Source organism: Arthrobacter sp. FW306-1B-G06A (genome assembly GCF_058781765.1).
Genome location: NZ_JBYSXB010000038.1, coordinates 1 through 20,256 on the forward strand (window position 1 = coordinate 1; position 20,256 = coordinate 20,256).

Genomic DNA, 20,256 nt, shown 5'->3' on the forward strand with positions numbered 1-20,256 from the left:
CCACAGGGAATCTGATACAACCCGTCCTGACATCTCCGGAGGTGTTTGTGAAGGACTAACTCAACTCATATCAGCCCCTCCTTCGTCGGGGCCTGCGGCGCAGGAATTTCCCTCCGGCGCTCCTTCGTCGCTTATTTCCTTGAGGGAATTTCCTACACCTTGCCCAAGGGTAGACAGGGCTCCGTCGGCCGCCGAGCAAGCAAGCTTGCCAGCAACCAAAAAACAACGGGGGAGAGGGGAAGCTGGCCGGTCACCTGATCCGCCCCACCCACCCGACTTCTCGGACAAGAAGGAACACCAACCATGAACGCAACACCCACACTCGAAATGATCGACCCCGCCACGCTGACCGTCGAGGTCAACGTCCGCAAGGACGCCGCCCTGACCGCTGACTTCATCGCCAGTATCAAGGAACACGGTGTGATGGAACCCGTGATCGCCCACCGCAAGGACGACGGCACCGTGCACGTGCTGATGGGACAGCGCCGCACCCGCGCCGCCGTCGAAGCCGGACGGGACAGCATCCCGGTCATGATCATCGAGAGCCCGGAGGAAGCCGAACGCATCGTCACGCAGGTGGTGGAGAACATCCAGCGCACGGAACTGACCGAAGCGGACGAGGCCGACGCCTACCACCAGCTCTCCCTCATCGGCGTGTCCGCCGCCCAGATCGCCAGGAAAACAGGCCGGACCAAGACCACCGTCGAGGGAGCGTTGAAGGTCAAGGCATCCGAAGCCGGAACCGCGGCGCTGGGCAAGGGATGCACCATCGAGGAAGCGTTGATCCTCGCTGAGTTTGAGTCAGATGAGGAAGCAATCGCTGAGTTGGAATCGGTCATCATGGACGAACCCGAGCAGTTTTTCCATGTGGCCCAGCAGTTGCGCGACGAGCGCGAGCGGGCCGCCGCCCTCGCGGCGCTGATCGCGGAATTGGAAGCCCAAGGCAAGACCATTGTGGAGGACGCCGGGAACTACGCCGACGAGGAGAACCTGTACGTCTCGGCGGCAAACCGGGCAGATGGAGAACCGGCCACCGAGGAGGACGCCAACGCCTACGTGATCAGCACCGACTACCGGGGCCAGCACAACGCGAAGCCCGTCATCAACGGCTGGAAGGAACTGGGCTTCACCCCGAAGTACGAACGTTACGACGGCGGCACCCACGCGCAGAAAGGGCCGATGACCGACGAGCAAAAAGCGGAACGGAGGACCCTGATTGAGAACAATAGGGCCATGGTTTCGGCAACGACCGTGCGCCGCGACTGGGTCAAGACCCTGCTGGCCCGCAAGACCGCGCCGAAGGGATGGCAGTACTTCACCGTCCACGCGATCACGCACCACTCCGAAACGGCCAGCGGCTACGAGGGTACGGTGGCCGCCGAAATGATTGGCGCGAAGTCCGAAGAATCGGACCGGTGGGGATGGAACCCGCTCCGGGACCACGTCGCCAAGTCCACGGCGCGGCCCGAGTTCTCCCTGATCGCGCTCGTGTGCGCAGGGTACGAAAAGACGATCGCCAAGGACTCATGGCGGTCCCCGACCCAGACCCACCGGGACTACCTGACACAGCTGGCTATCTGGGGTTACACCGCAAGCCCGGTTGAACAGATCATCCTCGACAGCGCCAAGCACACCGAGGAAGCAACGGCGGAGTAAGACCGGCGTGCCGGGCGGAACCCCACCGCCCGGCACGGCCTGCGCCACTCACCGCGAGAGGGCCGGGAACCTCGCAAACTTCGGGCGGTCCGCCGCCCAGGGCGAACCACAGCAGCCACTCACCAGCGGCGGACCGCCATGCAACGCGGCCACCCGCTCCTGCACCCCACTGCCGCGCAACCAGGGACAACCATGCTCACCAGTGAGTTGCGACGCGCCATCGATCGTCGGCTAAGCTGAATCGTAGATTTCCTTTGCCGAGGAGCAGAAAAGGGCCGGCTCTCAAGCCGGCCCTTTCTGTTTAAGCACCCCGCGTCCACGGCGGGACGGCGACGGCCAGCTACGCGGCCTCCACGTCACCCGGCTCTGCAATTTCCGGGGCTTGCACCCCGTCCGGTTCCGGAAGTTCCGGACGCTCCGTGGCCAGGTCAATCATCCGTTTCACTTCGGCACCGCTCAGGCCAAGCCGTGCCGCGACGGCGGATCTGGCTTCTCCCGCCCCCAGCATCGACTTGACTGTCTTTGCTGCGGCTTGAACGGCGCTCTGCGCGTCAGCTTCAGCTTTCGCCAGGATGGCTTCTGCCTTCTTCGCTGCCTCCGTACGCAACAGATCGGCTTGCTCCTGCTGCTCGAAGAACTCCGCGGCCATCTCGATCAGCCGCTCGTGACGTTCCGTCAGTTCCCTTGCCTTGGCGCGAGCTTTCTCGCGGGCCGCCAATTGCTGTGCAGACTTCCGTGGTGCTGACATGTGTGAGTCCCCTTCTCAATCGTTCAGTTTGCCGCTGCCCTGACGGGCGAGGTCCGCGCCGTGGCCGGGTCCGGCCTGTGGACAGCGGGCGGAGCGGACCTCGCTTCGCTCGGGCTGGCCGTGCGCGGTGTTGCCCCCACGTGGATGGCTGCGGGATCAACAACGTCCCGCCCGCCGCCCACCTGTGGACAACCCCGTGCGCTTGGGCGGTTCCACACAATCGAACGGACCGTGGATAACGGAAAAGCGTGTTACCCACCGCCCATTCTCATGTGCAGAACCGCATCAAGAACTTGATGGCCCGATCCTACCCTTTTCCGCTTTGTTTCATCGAGTTAGCTCGTCCCTCCCTTCACCGATTCCACAAACCCGAAAAGCGCAATATCTGTCACACCTCATGCATCATCGATAAGTGAGGCCGTTTGGGCGTTATGCTGGGGTCCGTGATGACCGTGCACAAACTCAGTGCCGGCGACGGATACACGTACTACACACGTGAAGTCGCCTCCGCTGACGAGCTGCGCGCGGCGGGCCGTCAGCTGGCCGATTACTACACGGTGGACGGCAATCCGCCCGGCCAGTGGGGCGGGGGAGGGGCAGCCCACCTGGACGTTTCCGGTGAGGTCACCGAAGCCCAGATGGCAGCACTGTATGGCGAAGGAATCCATCCGAACGCCGAAGCCATGATGGAAGCTGACAAGAATGCCGACGTCCGTCTGGGTGCCCGCTTCAAGCAGTTCTCGCAGAAAGATCACGAGCTGCAGGGCCGGATCACTGTTGCGATGGGCGATTACAAGCGCATGAACCATGCCGATCCCGACGCCGATACGCGGCGGCGGATCCGGATGAAGGAAGGCGCCCAATACTTCCGTGAACTCAACGGCCGCAACGCCAAGGACAAGGAAGAACTGGGCCGGTTCGTCACCGCCCAGACCACGCCCGGTTCGCAGGCAGTGGCGGGTTTCGACCTCGTGTTCGCGCCCGCGAAATCCGCTTCCTTGCTGTGGGCAACCGGGGGAGAGGAGGCCCGCAAACAGATCGAAGCGGCCCACAACGAGGCCATCGCCGAGACCATGGCCTTCCTCGAAAAGCAGGCCGTGTTCACGCGGCGGGGCCGGAACGGCGTCCGCCAGGAAGACGTCGACGGAGGGCTGATCTACACGAAGTTCCGGCACTACGATTCCCGCACCGGGGATCCCCAGCTGCACGATCACGTGGTGGTGTCGAACAAGGTCCTAGGCGTTGACGGCAAATGGTCGTCCCTGGACGCCCGTCACCTGTACCAGTTCAACGTCGCCGCATCCGAGCGGTACAACCGGCTGGTCATGGAGAAGATCTGCGCACGCCTGGGCCTTGGCCTGGCCGAGCGCAAAGTCGCCGGGGACCGGCCGGTGATCGAGATCGCCGGCGTCGACGTCGCCGCCATCGAAGCCGCCTCCTCCCGCCGCGAACGCATCAAACCGGTGCTCGATGAACTCAGCCGGGAGTTCCTCGACAGGAAAGGCTACGGGCCCTCCAGGAAGCAGCTGATCGCCCTCGCCCAGCAGGCAACCCTGGACACCAGGCCCTCCAAAAAGGAAGCCCGGCAGCTCTCCGTCCTGGTTCAGGAATGGATGCAGGACCTTGGATCCATCCCGGGCGTGAAGGTCGGCCCCGAGGCGCTGGAACACGCCCGCACGCACCGTCACGACGCCCGCGATGCCGCCGAGCAGGACAAGCCAGGCTGGCTTGTCCCGCACGCTGATGAACTCGACCCGGCCGTGGAAGCGGCCGCGATCATCGAGCGTCTGGAACGCGACAGGGGAGTGTGGGGAGAACACCACATCGAAGCCGAGGCGCTGCGCCGGCTGGGGGCCCGCCTGGGCGAATTGCCCATCCCTGATGCCCTGCTGGAGCAGGTCACGGCCCGTGCGATCGACCAGTACTCGCTGCGCATCACCCCCGAAACCCCGGTCCCGGACCTGTTGGAGCTGCGTCTGGCCAACGGCGCCTCCAAGTACGGCCGCGCCAACGCCACGCTGTACACCTCAGCCGCGATCCTGCACAGCGAAGACCGCCTCCTGACCGCCGCCCAGCGCGTCGTCATCCCCGCTGCCACTGTCGAATCCTTCGACGCCGCCCTGGCCAGACAGGACAAGACCTTCGATGCCGGCCAGCTGCGCCTGGCAAAGGAGTTCGCCACCAGCGACCGGCTCCTGATGGTCGGTGTCGGCCCTGCCGGTGCCGGCAAGACCACCGCGCTGAAACTCGCAGCCGACACGGTGCGGGAGGCCGGTGGCAGGGTGTTCGGTCTCGCACCGACAGCCGTGGCAGCCGCCGTGATGGGTGTCGAACTGGGCGCGACGGCGACGACGATCGACTCCTTCGTTCTCGCCCACAGCAACGGCCGGGCAGACGAGAAAACCACACCGAAACCCGGAGACGTGATCATCATCGACGAAGCCGGCATGGTCGGCACCCAGCTGTTCGCCGCGGCCGTGACGATCGCGGACCAGCACGGTGCCGTGGTCCGCGCCCTGGGCGATGACCAGCAGCTCTCGGCCGTCGCATCCGGCGGTGCGCTGCGCCTGTTGAAGAACACCATCGGCGCCGTGTACCTGGAAGATCTGCACCGCTTCCGCAACACGGACGGATCCCCGAACGAGGCCGAAGCAGCTGCGACCCTGGCGTTGCGCGAACCCCCCGCAACCGGCGCGGATGACCCGTGGGCGTTCTACCGCCAGAACCGGCGCGTCGTCGGCGGGGACTCCGAGACCATGACCTCGCTGGTGTTCGAGGCGTGGCAGAAAGACACTAACGCGGGCAAGCACTCGATCATGATGGCGTTCGACAACGCCACCGTCACCGAGCTGAACGCCCGCGCCCAGGCGTACAAGATTGCCACCGGTGAACTGGACGCGAAGAAGCCGACCGCGCTCCTGCGCGACGGCCTCACCGCCCGCGCCGGGGACATTGTCGTCACCCGTGAGAACAACCGGCGGCTGGCCACCAACCGGGGCAAAGACTTCGTGAAGAACAACGACGTCTGGGACGTCGTGAAGGCCCACAAGGACGGTTCGCTGACCGTCAAACACCACGGCCACCAGGGCACGCTGACCCTCCCGGCCGAGTACGTGCGCGCCCACACCATGCTCGGGTACGCCGCAACGATCCACCGCACCCAAGGCGTCACGTGCGACACCACGCACGCCCTCATCGGCTCCGGCCTGTCCCGGTCCCTGGCCTACGTCGCCGCCTCCCGCGGACGGGAGTCCAACAAGCTCTACGGCGTCGTGGCCGACGGCGAAACCCTTCAGGACGTCCTCACCAATGTGGCTGCGAACCACGACTCCAACCTGACCGCGCACGAACAGATGGACGCCGCCCGCGCCCAGACCCGCTCCCTGCCGGACATGTCCGCCGCATACCGGGACATTGATGACCAAGCCAACGAGCTGCGCATGGCCAACCTCGCCGCCCGTGTCCTGGGCGAAGGAACAGCCGCCGGCTTCACCAAGTCCACCGCGTGGGGAGCCGTGGCCACACACCTGCGCCACGCCGAGAACGACGGCTTCAACATCACCAACCTGCTCAAAGACACCATCAACGAAGGCGACTTCGACGCCTCCGATGACCCAGGGGCGGTGCTGGCCTGGCGCGTCGAAGACCGCCTCGCCCGGTGGCGCGACCGCGCCCAGAACCCGGGCCGGCGGCCCCTGGAATCCATGAGCGACGACGTCCTGGACCGTCTGGACAAGCGCGCCGTCGGTGAGCTGATGCGCGCCAAGGCCGAAGCATCCAGGATGCCGGCCATGGAAGAACCCGACCGGAAGACCCTTCTGCGCGGCTGGCTGGCCGAACGCAAAGACACCCCGTGGCAGCGGCGCCTGCACGGGCACCTCAGCGACGATGACCTAGCCGCCCGGATCACCGCCGCGACGCAGCAGCTGCGCACCGATACGACGATCAACGACACCCCCGCAACCAGCAAAGCCCGCTGGCTTGCATCCTCCTTGCAGAAGGAACAGGCGCTGCGTGAGCTGATGAACCCGGAAGCCCGGGCCGATGAAACCTACGAGCGCGGCGCAGCGACAAACTACGGCCGGGATGAGCACGCCTCCCGGATCCAGGCTGCGGCACAGATCCAGCGCAGGATCCGCGCTGAAATCGAACTGCGCCGCCAGCTGCCCGCACCCGTGATCCAGGAACCGGCGCCGGACCGCCTGGCCGGGTGGATGGCACCGGCCGACGTCGTGAACCACCAGGACACCCCGGCACTGTGGCGGAAGGAACTCGCAGCACAGCGTGAGCTCATGGCCAACGAAGCCACCCGACTTGGCGCACAGCTCGCCGCCGAGCCGCCGGCCTGGGCTACTGCCCTGGGCCCGGTACCCTCGGACCCTGCACGGCAAGAGCAGTGGCGCCAGCTCGCCGTGGAAATCTCCACCTACCGCGACACCTACCGCGTGCCGGTCTCCGAGACATCACCTGTTCCCGCCCAGCACCAGGAGAATGGCACGGGAGCGGAGCTGACCGCGAGGATCACGGCCATGCACAAGTACAGTGCCCAGACGGCAAAGGAACCCCTGGCCCCCGCCGACGCTGCACACATGGCCGAAGCCGCCCAGGTCGAGGCCCTTGTGAAGGAAACCCTCACCCCGGCCGAACACGTCGTCGACCACCTGCAGGAAACCCGCGGCACCGAGGCGCAGCTGAGCCCGGCCCAGGAACGCGCCGAACGCATCGCCACCCTTGCCCGAAAAGTACGCGAGAACCGGTCCAAGACCGGCCATAACACGGAGGACCGGCCGGAATCGGTCAAAGAGGCACTGGAGGACATCGCAGCCCGCCGGCGCAGCGAGGAAGCAGACAAGACCGCAACGGCCCGGCCGCCGGGAACCTTTGCCGAACGCCTCGCCGCGTCACGCGCGACCGGGGCCGGCAAGGACGGTTCCTCCGCAGTGGAAAGGCTCCGCCGGCAACGCGCAGAGCAAGCTGCCGCCGAGGATGAACAGCGCCGCCGCGAACAGGACGGTCCCACTGCGGAGGGACCGGCCACCGGGCACCGCGGCCCGCGCCTGTAGGCTGTTCAGACCGGCGGGACCGGTCAGAACAGCGAAGGGGTGAGCATGAGGGGTCTTCGCGGCCGCGCGGCACAAGAACGGCTGCAGACCCTCTACGCGCGTACTCCCGGGCCGGTCGTCTTCGTGGACGAGAGCATTCGCGCACCGGGGAACAGCTTCGGTGAACGCCCGTTCTACACCATGAGCGGCGTCACGGTCCCTAAAGACTCACTGGATGTCGTCCGCAAAGAACTCGAACGCATCGTCGGTGCCGACTACTGGCACACGACCGAGGCCTACAGCGGCAAGCTCGGGCCGGTCGAGGAGCTGCGGCCAAGGATCCTGGAACTGAACGAATATCTCGCCCGGGTTGTGGACTTCACCGTCGTCACCGTTCAGACGGAAATCAGTACCGGGGACCATGCCCTGCAAAAGGCCCGAGAGGAGTGCATCACGACCCTGGCCCGTGCTGCGACCAGCTCCCGCAGGGATGATCCTCCCCGTCTGATGGTTTTCGAACAGCTCAAGGAAGACGCCTATCCCGGCGGCAATGCCAGGGACCATGAGGTGTTCGCGCGCCTGCGGAACGCAGGGCTTCTCCACCGTTCGGTGGTCATCGAATCAATCTCGCCCTGGGACGAGAAACTGTTGTGGGCTGCGGACCTGTCGTCCTGGAGTTTTTACCACCAGCTGGCCAGATCCGAAGGCGCGTGGTTCAAGCCTCTGGCCCCGGTGACGACGGTGCTGCATGCCCGGACCGGACTGGCTGTTAAAGGAAGCGACCCCCATCTGCCGCAGCAAGGTCCGGGGGTCCAGCCAACTGTCGGCGCTCAAAGAGGCGGAGGGCCGGCTGTTGCTTCTGAGTCAAGGCTAGTGCATCAGGGCAAGGAGAGCCAAGTTCTCCGCGCCGTCCGGACCGAAGCAGACAGCCGGCGGCCGGCGCTGGACCACTCGGTCAGCCTGGGCGTTGGAACCAACTCGCCCAAGAGCATCGAGGCAATCAGGGAACGCTTCGACTGGTACCTGAACGCTCAACGCAGCCAACGGTCCAACCCCGAAGCATCCGAACACATCAAGCAACTCCTGGAACAAGCCCGCCAAGCGCTCCGGAAACCGCAACGACCACCGGAACCACCCGGTGCCCGACCGGAGATCACCGGCCCGCAACGGTAGCTGTCGTGGAGTACTTCCTTGAGGAGCACAGCCGTGACCATGGCAAGGGCGCCGCCAAAGCCAGGAAGTCCCGCCCCGGAACAGCCGTAGGTTCTGAGAGAGGCAAGAACGGACTGACCCGCTGAACACCCACCCACACAAAAGGCCACCATGGGTCCGCGCCTCGTGGTTCATCCAGTTCAAAGGACTTCGGAGACGGGAGCAGCCAGCCCCGCCGCAGCTGAGGCTGGCCGACACTTCTCCGACGGCCACGCGAAAGAACCCCGGGAATCACGACAACCGTCGCCGGACCGGACCTTACAGCCCAATCGGCCGACGGCCCGAGGAAACCACCATCTCTGTGCCCGCGGCGGAACAGTGCCGTGCGCTGGGCTGGGTTTGATGAAGCGGATTCCCGCAGGGGATTAGGGTTCGGCCAATGGGGATAGCGAAATCCGACACGGTTGCCGGCCTGCCGGCCCCCGTGGCCAGTGACCTAGTGCGCCTGTACCGTGGCGGCACCTTCGTGCAGGAGTTGGCTGACACTCTGCTCCGCAGGAACGGCATCGAAGACACCGACGCCGTTTTCGCGCGGATGGAGAAGGCCAACTACCTGGTGAAGGCCGACACCGTCGACGATCCCGGCTACGTCTGGTGGGAGACGACGACCCTTGGAAACGCCCTGGCCATGGCCAGCTTCGGCAAACCCATCACCCGATTCACGGCAGACCGGCTCGTCGCCGGCCTGCTGGACCGGGTCCGGATGTACAACGCGGATCCCGGGATGCCGCTGTTCGTGGAACGAATCCGGATTTCGGAAGCTATCTTGACCCGTGCGTCGACCCGCTCGGGGACGTCGACGTCGAACTGACCTTGGCGTGCGCACCCGAGACCATCATGAGATCAGCGAGTACGTACGGGCCAGGGGCACGACCCTCGATTCATTCAGGGGAGAGCTTTTCTGGCCGCAGAAGGAACTCATCCGAAAACTCAGGAACCGTTCGACAGCCATCAACATCACAACTGAAAACATCGACAACATCACCAACAAAATCCGGATCGTCTAGTCCATCAAAGGTGACCCCGGCGCGGTTCCACCGCCGCGGAGACAGCGGAACCGCCGTTGACCCGCAACCACGGCGCCCCGCCGATGTAACCGTCCATTTGCCCGGCGGATCTTCCGGCGAGGCCCCGGACGCCACAAGCGCCCGTGTTTGGCTTTGCTCGGGCCTCGTCCCCCGGCAGTCTTCGGCAGCGTCCGGTACTGGACCTGGCCCATTGTCTTTTCCACCGCCGTCAGCAGTGACATTCGCCAAGCCGTGGCCACGTGCCAGGGGATCATCGTGGATCTCATCGGGACGCATGTCGGCCAGCTGGAGCAGGCCCTCGGTTCCCCGGCGAGCGGAGTACCAGGACGGGCCCACGGCCTCGGCACCGCCGAACGATATCAGTCCCGGATGGCCGCCGTGGAGTACACCATGGAGCACGATAACGGACAGAGTCTGCGGGCGCTCGAAAAGACCAGTCATTTCTAAGTCGCCGTTGACTCTCGCGGACACCGGGGCGCGAATCTGGAACGACCGTGGGAATACAGGAGCAGACCTTTCGTGCAACGAGATGGAATCCCGAATCAACGCATTCGTCAGTTCGCCAATTCATCCCACAATCTGTATCGAATCAGCTGCGTTTCTCAGTCCAATTTCAGTCGATACATGCTGCTTGACACGATCTATATTCGTAGGGGTGCCCCGGATGGCGCATGATTTAGACAATGACGGCCCACTGAAACGCTCTTCATCGATCAAGGAGACCTGTGAACGCTCCCCCCTTCGGGACTGAAGTACGTCTCAAATCTCGACCAATTGGGGTCCCCACTTTGGAAAATTTCGCCGTCGTCCGCACACCGATCCCGACCCCGACGTCCGGTGAGCTACTTGTACGGAACTTGGTGATGAGCGTGGACCCGGCGATGCGTGGCCGGATGAAGAATGTCGAGTCCTATGCTCCGAAGTTCGAGCTTGGAAAAGTGATGTATGGCCTTGCTGTCGGCGAGGTCGTCGAATCAATGAGCGACGATTTTAGGCCCGGTGACCATGTGCTGCACCAGCTCGGATGGCGCACGCACGCTATCGTGGAGGCGACTACTGCCCTAAAGGTGGACACGTCCGTTGCACCCCTTTCTACGTATCTGGGGGTTCTCGGACTTCCCGGGCTGACTGCTTACGCAGGTCTTTTGAGGACCGCGGAGTTCAATGCCGGCGACACGGTTTTTGTTTCCGGCGCTGCAGGCGCAGTGGGTTCATTGGTTGGCCAACTCGCCAAGATCAAAGGGGCAAGGCGGGTGATCGGTTCAGCTGGATCTGCGGAGAAGGCTAGACATGTTGTTGAGGAACTCGGGTTCGACGATGCGTTTAAGTATCGGGCCGGATCCGTCGTGGAACAGTTGCGCGAAGCCGCGCCGGAGGGAATAGACATCTACTTCGACAACGTCGGCGGCGAACACCTCGAGGCTGCCATCAACGTGATCAACTTGCACGGACGGGTTGCGGTCTGCGGTGCAATTTCGCAGTATAACGCCGTTGAAGCGACCCCCGCGCCCCGCAACCTTGGGCAAATTATCACGAAGCGGCTCACCATGCGAGGACTGCTTGTGCACGATCACGCTGATCTGCGTCAACAGTTTCTAAACGAAATCGCGCCCCTCGTAGCGGCGGGATATATCAAGTACGCCGAGACCTTTGTTCGCGGAATCGAGAAGGCGCCCGAGGCCTTCCTTGGTGTGATGAGCGGAATGAACACAGGCAAGATGCTGGTTCGCATCGCTGAATGATTCGGCGGCTGGAACGCGCCGCACCTTCCCTAATTTGTCCAGCCGATTCTTCGAGAAATCCGGACGTCGTGATCGGTATAGACCCGGTCCCTCTGTCCGCAGCCAGGGAACAGGGTCAGCCGGGATCTTTTGAGGGGTTTGAAACCCATGGTTCATGAGGTGCTTCCTTGGGCTTCGTGTACCAGACAGCTGCCAATAACGTACACGACAGACATCTTGGACGAGCTTCGAAAAGTGTCGGTTAGGGGATCCTCGACGAAACCATGTTGCCTCCGGATCAGAAAGTCGGCTCTTGGTCCGGTCTCGACCTATGAAGGAGAAACGCTGATGATGGGTGAGTCGAAAAGATGCTTTCGACCGCGCTCCAACATACGAAGGGTTGAATCCATGGCTGCCCCGATCGAAGATTATGCGCTGCTCTCGGATCTGAGGACCTGTGCCCTAGTCTCACGTCGCGGCAGTGTGGACTGGCTGTGCTTTCCCCGCTTCGATTCGCCATCGATGTTTGGTGCGCTACTGGGAAGTGAAGAACACGGACGATGGCTACTGGCTCCGTGTGAGCCGCGCGCACGTGTTGTGGACTGGCGATATGAGGCGTCCACGTTTGTTCTTCATGCAACTTGGGAGACAGCGACCGGGCGAGTACGGCTAACTGATTTCATGCCCGTTGGGGACAAGCAGTCACGACTAGTGCGCCGTGTCACGGGGCTGACCGGATACGTCCGCATGCATCAGGACCTTCGAATTCGACCCCAATATGCTGCTGTGCGCCCTTGGATGAGCCGCATGAGGGTCGGTACAACTCGGGAAAGCGAAGATGTGCTGCTTGCGATGGCCGGTCCGGATGCTCTGGCTCTTAGAAGTCGATTTCTACCTCAAGCTGGCGACGATACGCATGAGGGAGAGTTCGAAGTAGCAGAAGGTGAGATCGTCGATTTTGAACTGACTTGGTTCCCTTCACACGCAGATGTCCCCCGCCGGTGGACGTGGATGCATCGCTGCAAATGACGGCCAGCTATTGGGTGCGCTGGGGGCAAAATTGCCGCCAAGATGGCGGGTACGGAGGCGCGGTCCAACGATCCTTGCTGGTGCTCAGGGCGCTCACTCATTACGAGACGGGCGGCATCGTTGCCGCTCCCACGACTTCTCTCCCGGAAGCGTTTGGCGGATCAAGAAATTGGGATTACCGCTACTGCTGGCTTCGCGATGCTGCTTTGACGCTCGAATCAATGTTGACTCACGGGTACGAAACCGAGGCGCTTAAGTGGCGGAACTGGCTGCTGCGCGCACTGGCTGGTGATCCAGAGGACATCCAAATCATGTATGGCGTTGGCGGCGAAAGAGACCTCTCAGAGAGGATACTGACTCACCTTCCTGGATATGAGAACTCCAGTTCTGTGCGAGTCGGGAATGCCGCCGTTTCTCAGTTTCAGGCGACGTGGTGGGCGAAGTGATGGTTGCACTCGAACGACTTCGCCTAGCTGGTGGCCTGGAGGACCACTTCTCTTGGGCTCTTCAGCAGGCACTGCTCGGTTTCGTTGAGAATCACCTTCAGGACAAGGACTGCGGGCTGTGGGAAATTCGGGGCGAAGCACAATACTTCACGCATTCACGAGTTATGATTTGGGCAGCCTTCGACTGTGCCGTGCGAGCCACTCGTGATCATGGGCTGCCCGGCCCAATGAAGCACTGGGAATTCCTCCGCGGACAGATGCGCAAAGAAATTATGGAACTGGGTTTCAACCGGCAGATGAATTCGTTCACCCAAACATACGGCGGCAGTCAAGTAGATGCTGCCTTGTTGGTCATCCCCCAAGTGGGCTTCTTAGCCTACGGCGACGCCCACATGGCAGGCACCGTTGCACAGTTGGAAAAAGAGTTGCTCACAGAGGACAGGCTCTTGCTCCGTTACCGAACCGAGACAGGGGTCGACGGTTTGGCTCCGGGGGAGCATCCGTTCCTCGCTTGCTCCTTCTGGTTGGTAGAACAGTATGCACGGTCCGGACGGGCGGATGAGGCAAAATCCATGATGGACAGACTTTTGGGATTTTGTAACGACCTAGGTTTGCTTAGCGAGGAGTATGCAACTGGTGAGCATCGGATGGCGGGAAATTTCCCACAAGCATTTTCCCATTTGACACTTGTGAGGGCCGCCGATGCCCTGCATGGAGTCGACCGTCTAAGCCTTGTCACGAAGACACCCGATTGAAGACGTTTGCATGTGGGCAAACCAGAGGGTCCCCGCATCGCGAATCAGAGAAAATGTAGGCTGGAAACTTATACCTGAATCTGTAAGGACCGCTGAGACTAAACGTTCCCCACGTCAGATGACGGCACGTTCTTGGACATCTAGCTGTTGGAACTGCTGCCAGGGGTGCACATGAAAAACGCCGGCTGCTCGACAGGAGTAAAGGGGACAATCAACCATTGACCGCCATAAAACTCCACGTAGCAGTCCTCTGAACATTTTGCATACGCCTCTTCACGCGACATCTTCTTGCTTCTTTCGCATTTTCCGGCCTAGCCCGACAGATGTACGGCTTTTGGCAAGTTTGCAAAGCTTGAGGCTGAGATCAAGTATGAGGCGATCCTCTGCGCGATCTAGACATCGACCGGTCAATTCCTCAATCTTCCGTAGCCGATAGATCAGGGAATGTCGGTTCAGAAAGAGCCGCCGAGCCGCTGAACTGGTATTCCCTAGCTCGTCAAGGAATACCTCCAACGTCCGTGTCAGGTCGCCAGCCCGGTTCGCATCGTACTTGGTGAGAGGCTCTAAGGCCGTCGTTGCAATCCTCACTGTCTCAGGGTCTTGGGCGAGATTCGCCAACATGAAGAAGGGCTGCAATGCTCTCGCGTTGCTCAAGGATCCAGGTCCGCTAAGCGCGCGCCCTACTTCCGCCGTCCGTCTGGCTCGGGACAATCCGTCGTAAAGCTCGTTTAGCGTTACGACACGGTCATCGATACCCCAGGTGATCCATTGTCGTGTCAACTTCGTTGTGGAGCGCTCGATCAATTTCCACGGACTGACTGACCCCGCCAAACCCTCCGGAACCAGGATCAGTATCTCGTTGCCTCTAACGGTGACCTGTAGTCCTGCATGACGTCCCCGCCGGAGGGCCTCTTCGGCAACGTAGTCGAGGAGATCTTCGTTCTCCAAGAGTTCGCACTGTCCGAGGACGACGGAGTACTGGTCGGTTGAGGAGATGCCAAGCATGTTGGACTTGGCTACTATTTCGTGCGAATTGAGCCGGCCGCTACCGATTTCCCAGAGGAGACCTCCGAACACGCGCGCTTCAGCTTCAGCGATACTTTGAAAGCGAATTAACTCGATCGCGACGATCGACCCGGACTCGAGTAGGATCTGTCGCTCGGTGTCTGACCGTCGCTTGCTTGGATCGGGGCTGCCAAGTGCGACGACGTAACCGAGTAACCGGTCATTTGCTCGTACTGCGGTCACCTGCGCGGAGGCGATTCCGAGCGGCTCGTTATGCTCGATTGCAACTACCGTGTCGGCCTCAAACTGCCTACGGGTCTCACGCTGAACTTTCGCCGACATTTCGGCGGCACGCTGAAATAGCTGATGGTTATCCAACACCGCTGATGCCCGCGAACCCAGGCTCAGAGGGCGCACGCTGGCATCTAGGATGATGACCGGCCGGTCAATCAGGGTTTCGATCGCTTCGGTCACGGCCGGAAGGCCACCACCGCTAAGGAGTGTGTGGAGGAGCGCTGAAGTGGGCTGAGGTGCCATCCTGAAGGGGCCAGCGTTTTCCGCCGTCGAGCCGGGTTCAACGGCAAGATACATTGAGGAGCCCTGGATGCTAGGTGCATTGGGCGCTCCGGGTCGGGCAGCAGAGGTGTTGAGTAGCGTCACGGCGAAGTCCTTACTTGAAGACCCTCAGATTGATGCCCCGAAGGTCTAGTTCATCATTTTGGCCGTGTGGGCCTCCCTGGCTGCCCCCAATCTGATGCCAAGCAGTACGACTGCGGCCTATTTACAAATTATATCTTCGGTCGTACCCTCTTTAGGTGTCAGAAATCATCCCTAAACAATCAAAAAATTCGATCAAACACGATTTGAGCTTGCCGAGAGTCAGAGGCCTTGACGGTCGTTTGGGGATTCGAGAGCTTCGAGCTCTCTTGGCGGTTGCCGACGAGGGTTCTTTCCGTCAGGCAGCCCAATATCTGGGCTATACCCAATCTGCAGTCTCGAGCCAAATAGCAATTCTCGAAGGCTCCCTAGGCATCCAGCTCTTCACCAGGCCAGGCGGCCGTGGAGCTGTTGTACTCACCGCCGCCGGAGGAGACGCGTATCGTCATGCGCGGCGCGCTCTCTCCGCGGTGGAGGCCATGGCAGCGGACGCTCGTAGAGCCGCTCAACCCGGACCAGTCAACATCCGAGTAGGTGCCTTTAGCACACCCGCTGCGGAGCTGTTACCCGGGGCTTTGCGAGCCCTTAGCCTGGAGCGCCCTGACGTCGAAGTCTCGGTGAGTGCAACCACTGATACCCAAGATCTAATTTCATTACTTGCCGACGGCGAATTGGATTTAGCCTTCGCACTCAACCCGGAACCGGACTCTCGCATTGAGATCGTCCCGCTGTTCGAAGACCCATGGGTAATCGTGACGCCCCGCGACAACCCCATCACCAACGACCCTCGTCCAAGTTTTAATGTTCTCGATGGCGCGCGTCTGATTGCTTGGCGCCTAAGTTGGCGCAGCCAGGCGCAGTTCGAGGAGTTGCTTCGGCAGCGAGGGGTGAACCCTGTCGTGGCCTACCGCTCCGACGATACCTTGGCTCTCTTGCGCCTTGTTGCTGCTGGATTTGGGCATGCGTGCATTGGTCGCTTCGCGGCACGCAGCGCGCCTGACCCGCGCCTTATGTGGCTTGAACCCCGTGAGCAGTTGGTGCCACGCATGTTGACGTTGTGCTATCCGCGGGAGCGGGAAGTGCCAGGGGCAGTGATGACCCTGGTCTCGGCAATTCGGGCCCAGGCCCAAGCGTTCGTCTAAACGGTGAAGACAGTCCAGACGAACGATGAATGCCGGTCATAGCGGGGACACGTCACTATAGGCTTTTGGTCTGCAGGTGCCTCCACTCCTGTGAGTAGGAGGAGTTGTGGCCTTGGTCCGCTTAGCGGGAAACCTTATCCCTCTGTCTGGGTTAGGGCGATGAATCAGGTGTCCATCACGGACTCAGCTGTGACCACGTCTCCCTTCGATGAACCGGTCGCAAATTGCTGCCGGTTCATGAGCCGAGGTCAACATGTGGGCGATGGAGCCCATGGGTGGCGAACGGTCGCCTGTCACATCGAGGGGCGCCAAAGTTTTCGGTAGTTGGCTTGCACCTCCTTGCCCCGCGACGCTGACATGATGACCTGACTCATCCGGGCAAGTCCTTCGTGGCGCTCCCCACCGATTCATCAGGAGCGCAACCAGGCGAGAAGTTCAGCGGTGCTAAGACAAGGCACAAATTTCAGGTTCTTCCTGCCCGATGTCCGCGCCGAACAGAGGGCGTCTACAGGTGGTTTTATCTGTGAACTGCTAGCCGGCCGCTTGAAAGGCTGAAGCGCGTCATGTACTTGGACGACCGGCGACCGGCAATTTCAAATTGTGGTGGACAACACAAACTGTGGCGGACAAATGCGCCTGATGCTGAACAGATTGTCGGTCGTCGCAGGGAAGCTCAATTGCAAGACTTTGATGATTGGCAGCGGCCCGCGTACCGATGGACCGTATGCCAACCTCACGGCAGTAGAGCCGCAACAACGACAGGAAGAGGGAGTTACCGTGACCCAGCCGCTGCCCGACATAGAGGAGGCTGCACCCGATCAGCTGCTCACACAGCGTAAATGCCCATTCAACCCGGACGAACTGAGCGAGCTGAGGGAGCGGCAGCCGCTGAGCAGGATCCAACTTCTTGACGGTCATGAAAGTTGGTTGGTTACGAACCATGAAATGGCGCGCGCCGTACTCAGTGATCCGCGATTTGCCATCGCCCCGGGCGGGTTTGCACACGTCCATCCTGACAAGCAGGCTACACAAGTCTACGACGCCGTCCGCGATCAGAGTGGCTTCCCCGGCGACGTCCTGCAGCTTATTGACCGTTACGCCGAAAGAGGTCAGATAGCGCACGCGTTCCGCGACCCTGTCGTTGTGAGGGCGCTGCACGAGAACCCGTTAAGTAAGCTCCCGTTCTTCTTTTGGGATCCGCCCGAGCACGGGCGGTTGCGACGGCTGATGACAGCGTTCTTCACGCCTCGCCGTGTCAACGCGCAAAGGGCGCAGGTCGAGGCAATCGTCAAGAGGTGCCTTGACGACATGGAACGAATTGGCTCTCCAGTCGACTTGGTTCAGAACTTTGCCCTGGCAATCCCTTCCTTGATGAGTTGTGCGCTTTTCGGTATTCCGGAGAACGATCGAAGTGTCGTCGAGCATCTTGCTGCCGTCCGGGCTCGTCCTGGTGCCACATCTGAAGAGTATTTGGCCGCTAATGAGGACATGCGTGCTTTCGTCCGCGACTTGATCCAGAGTAAGCGGGCCCAACCTACCGACGACATACTCAGCGCATTGGTGAGCGGCGGACAAATGTCCGAAGAGGAGCTGGTTTCCACCGCGGTGATTCTGATCCGAGGTGCGCATCCGACCACGGCTGCCACCATTTCCGTTGGCGTCGCGACCTTGCTTCGCGACCGCCAGCAATGGGAGAAGCTGATTTCCGGACCCGACCAAACCGCATCGATAGTGGAAGAGATCCTTCGATTTACGAGCGTGGTGCAGTCCACGGATCTGCGAACCGCCCTTGAAGACATTGACCTTGGCGGCACCACTATTAAGGCGTTCGAGACGGTCGCGATCTCGCTCACGGCAGCCAATCGAGACCCGGAGGTATTCCCGGACCCGGATCAGTTTGATCCATCGCGGCAGGCAGTGCAGCACCTTACCTTCAGTTACGGAGTCCACCAATGCATCGGGCAGCATCTTGCTCGCCTCGAACTGCAGGTCGCATTCTCAGAACTCGCCCGTCGATTCCCGACTTTGGAACTCGCCGTCCCAGCTGCGGACTTGGATTGGCAGCCTGGGAACGTATTCGGTCCGGTTCAATTGCCTGTGACCTGGTGACGATAGCTAGGGGGAGCAGCGGCGGCCCGTCCTGCTTTCCGGCATCGTACGACTAGCGGTGGACGATTCGTGCAGTCCGCCCTCGGGCACACAGTGGTTGATAGAGAGGAAATCATAAAACATGCGAGTCGAAGTTGATGAAGAGACCTGCGTCGGCGGAGGTCAATGCGTTTTGGCGGCCGCCGAGGTGTTCGATCAGCGGGATGAAGACGGCGTCGTAGTACTGCTGGATGAGAGCCCTCCGGCAGAGTTGTACAACGCCGTACGGTCAGCTGCCATGCTGTGCCCTGCCGCTGCTATCAGGATCATCGAGTGAAGGCGCCCGAACGCGTCGTTATCGTGGGCGCCTCCATTGCCGGCATGACTGCTGTTGAAGCCCTTCGGGGGCAGGGCTACCAGGGAGCAATCTCGCTAATCGGGGATGAGTTTCACCTGCCCTACGACCGCCCACCACTTTCCAAGCAGATTCTCGGTGGGTCGTGGGATCCCGGACGGCTGACACTTCCGGGGGCACGAAACATCGGCTCTCTGGATGTGGATCTTCGGCTAGGGAAGCGGGCTGTTGCACTTGACGCCGGTCAGCGCTTTGTGCGCCTTGAGGACGGCGAACGACTTGATTTCGACCGACTCCTTATCGCCACCGGCGTCGTACCACGGCGCCTCCCGGCCGCGGATGGTCTCGCAGGCGTTCATGTGCTGCGCACGATGGACGATGCCCTTTCCTTCCGCAGTAAGATTCGCGACGGGGTTAGGCTGGTCATCATCGGAGCAGGGTTCATGGGTTGCGAGGTTGCTGCAGTTGCCCGCCAGGCGGGTGCAGACGTCACAATAATCGATCCCCTGTCGGTTCCGCTGATGCGGCAGGTAGGTCAAGATGTGGGATCGCTCGTAGCGCAGATTCATCGCGACCACGGCGTCATGCTCCGGTGCGGAGAGACTGTCGAGGGGCTGCTCGGAGAAGGTCACGTTGCGGGTGTTAAATTGTCCGACGGCGACATCGTTCCTGCTGATCTCGTTCTTGTCGCGATCGGCTCGATTCCCGCCACGGAATGGCTCGCAGACAGTGGACTGCGAATTGACAATGGTGTCGTCTGTGACGCGAAATGTTCTGCGGCGCCTGGTATCTACGCAGCAGGCGATGTGGCTCGTTGGTGGGACGAGACCGCAAATGCGTACTTGCGGGTAGAGCACCGAATGAACGCGGCAGAACAGGCCATCGTCGCTGCGACCAATATGCTAGGCGGAAACACGACCTTCTCACCCGTCCCCTACTTTTGGTCCGACCAATATGACGCACGTATCCAGGCATATGGAAGCCTTGGCGCTGACTGCCTCGTCAACATCGTGGATGGTACCCCGTCCGATCGTCGATTCATTGCTGAGTATGTCAAAAACGGCCGTATAGCAGGCGTTCTAAGCTGGAATATGCCAAAGGAAATTAGGGGACGACGTTCCACGGTTGGCAAGGCTGTTGCCGATGCTTCAGCCTAATCCACAACCCTCCGAGACTGTCAGGTTCCTCTTGAGAGCGCCCTGATGATGGGCGCAGTATCGTCAGACACACTCGAGTGTTAGAGGTTGGTCCCGTGTCCGGTGCGCCGAGCGTCACCCATAGGTGGCGGATCGTTGGCCTCGTGTGCAGCGCGCGAATTCCCTAGCATGCAAGCGTCGTGCCGGCCGCCCTCCATGTGGTGAAAGATGGTATG

General features: G+C 61.5%; 15 protein-coding genes and 1 pseudogene. 14 read left to right on the forward strand and 2 right to left on the reverse strand.

Going from position 1 to position 20,256, the window contains the following annotated elements; all coding sequences use genetic code 11:
• Positions 1 to 303: 303 nt before the first annotated feature.
• Positions 304 to 1,656 (forward strand): ParB/RepB/Spo0J family partition protein, encoded by a 1,353-nt coding sequence (locus tag AC3WJM_RS17895; RefSeq protein WP_492272539.1) that lies wholly within the window; start codon positions 304 to 306, stop codon positions 1,654 to 1,656.
• Between the two features lie 340 nt (positions 1,657 to 1,996).
• Here AC3WJM_RS17895 and AC3WJM_RS17900 read toward each other — a convergent pair whose 3' ends face one another.
• Positions 1,997 to 2,404, reverse strand: coding sequence for a hypothetical protein (locus tag AC3WJM_RS17900; RefSeq protein ID WP_492272540.1), 408 nt, complete (start codon positions 2,402 to 2,404; stop codon positions 1,997 to 1,999).
• A gap of 446 nt (positions 2,405 to 2,850) precedes the next feature.
• On the opposite strand from AC3WJM_RS17900, the gene mobF reads away from it, so the two are divergent.
• The 9 genes and pseudogenes from mobF to AC3WJM_RS17945 all read left to right on the forward strand — a co-directional run bounded on the left by mobF (position 2,851) and on the right by AC3WJM_RS17945 (position 13,637).
• Positions 2,851 to 7,467, forward strand: coding sequence for a MobF family relaxase (gene mobF / locus AC3WJM_RS17905; protein WP_492272541.1), 4,617 nt, complete (start codon positions 2,851 to 2,853; stop codon positions 7,465 to 7,467).
• Between the two features lie 45 nt (positions 7,468 to 7,512).
• Positions 7,513 to 8,619 carry a hypothetical protein gene (locus AC3WJM_RS17910; RefSeq protein ID WP_492272542.1) on the forward strand — a complete coding sequence of 369 codons (1,107 nt, stop codon included), beginning with the start codon at positions 7,513 to 7,515 and terminating at the stop codon, positions 8,617 to 8,619.
• A 418-nt stretch (positions 8,620 to 9,037) separates the two neighbouring features.
• Positions 9,038 to 9,469 carry a hypothetical protein gene (locus AC3WJM_RS17915; protein WP_492272543.1) on the forward strand — a complete coding sequence of 144 codons (432 nt, stop codon included), beginning with the start codon at positions 9,038 to 9,040 and terminating at the stop codon, positions 9,467 to 9,469.
• Between the two features lie 7 nt (positions 9,470 to 9,476).
• On the forward strand, positions 9,477 to 9,665 hold the full coding sequence (locus AC3WJM_RS17920; RefSeq protein ID WP_492272544.1) for a hypothetical protein: 189 nt from the start codon (positions 9,477 to 9,479) through the stop codon (positions 9,663 to 9,665).
• 207 nt (positions 9,666 to 9,872) lie between these two features.
• Positions 9,873 to 10,118: pseudogene (locus AC3WJM_RS17925) on the forward strand (kinase/pyrophosphorylase); the annotation flags it as partial.
• A 293-nt stretch (positions 10,119 to 10,411) separates the two neighbouring features.
• Positions 10,412 to 11,428 (forward strand): NADP-dependent oxidoreductase, encoded by a 1,017-nt coding sequence (locus AC3WJM_RS17930; RefSeq protein ID WP_492272545.1) that lies wholly within the window; start codon positions 10,412 to 10,414, stop codon positions 11,426 to 11,428.
• A 387-nt stretch (positions 11,429 to 11,815) separates the two neighbouring features.
• A complete protein-coding gene (locus AC3WJM_RS17935; RefSeq protein WP_492272546.1) occupies positions 11,816 to 12,436 on the forward strand; it encodes a trehalase-like domain-containing protein in 621 nt (206 codons plus the stop codon).
• Positions 12,433 to 12,882 (forward strand): glycoside hydrolase family 15 protein, encoded by a 450-nt coding sequence (locus tag AC3WJM_RS17940; protein ID WP_492272547.1) that lies wholly within the window; start codon positions 12,433 to 12,435, stop codon positions 12,880 to 12,882. The genes AC3WJM_RS17935 and AC3WJM_RS17940 overlap by 4 nt, the downstream gene beginning before the upstream one ends.
• On the forward strand, positions 12,870 to 13,637 hold the full coding sequence (locus tag AC3WJM_RS17945; protein WP_492272548.1) for a glycoside hydrolase family 15 protein: 768 nt from the start codon (positions 12,870 to 12,872) through the stop codon (positions 13,635 to 13,637). The genes AC3WJM_RS17940 and AC3WJM_RS17945 overlap by 13 nt, the downstream gene beginning before the upstream one ends.
• 273 nt (positions 13,638 to 13,910) lie before the next feature.
• Here the strand turns inward: AC3WJM_RS17945 and AC3WJM_RS17950 are convergent, their stop codons facing one another.
• Positions 13,911 to 15,233 carry a PucR family transcriptional regulator gene (locus tag AC3WJM_RS17950; RefSeq protein ID WP_492272549.1) on the reverse strand — a complete coding sequence of 441 codons (1,323 nt, stop codon included), beginning with the start codon at positions 15,231 to 15,233 and terminating at the stop codon, positions 13,911 to 13,913.
• A gap of 224 nt (positions 15,234 to 15,457) precedes the next feature.
• On the opposite strand from AC3WJM_RS17950, the gene AC3WJM_RS17955 reads away from it, so the two are divergent.
• The 4 genes from AC3WJM_RS17955 to AC3WJM_RS17970 all read left to right on the forward strand — a co-directional run bounded on the left by AC3WJM_RS17955 (position 15,458) and on the right by AC3WJM_RS17970 (position 20,041).
• Positions 15,458 to 16,441, forward strand: a complete 984-nt coding sequence (locus tag AC3WJM_RS17955) for a LysR family transcriptional regulator (protein WP_492272550.1) — start codon at positions 15,458 to 15,460, stop codon at positions 16,439 to 16,441.
• 630 nt (positions 16,442 to 17,071) lie between these two features.
• Entirely contained in the window at positions 17,072 to 18,550 is a 1,479-nt protein-coding gene (locus AC3WJM_RS17960) for a cytochrome P450 (RefSeq protein WP_492272551.1), read from the forward strand.
• Positions 18,551 to 18,671: 121 nt separating this feature from the next.
• Positions 18,672 to 18,866 carry a ferredoxin gene (locus tag AC3WJM_RS17965; protein WP_492272552.1) on the forward strand — a complete coding sequence of 65 codons (195 nt, stop codon included), beginning with the start codon at positions 18,672 to 18,674 and terminating at the stop codon, positions 18,864 to 18,866.
• Complete coding sequence (locus AC3WJM_RS17970) at positions 18,863 to 20,041, forward strand: NAD(P)/FAD-dependent oxidoreductase (RefSeq protein WP_492272553.1); 1,179 nt, start codon at positions 18,863 to 18,865, stop codon at positions 20,039 to 20,041. Before AC3WJM_RS17965 ends, AC3WJM_RS17970 begins: the two co-directional genes overlap by 4 nt.
• Positions 20,042 to 20,256: the final 215 nt, after the last annotated feature.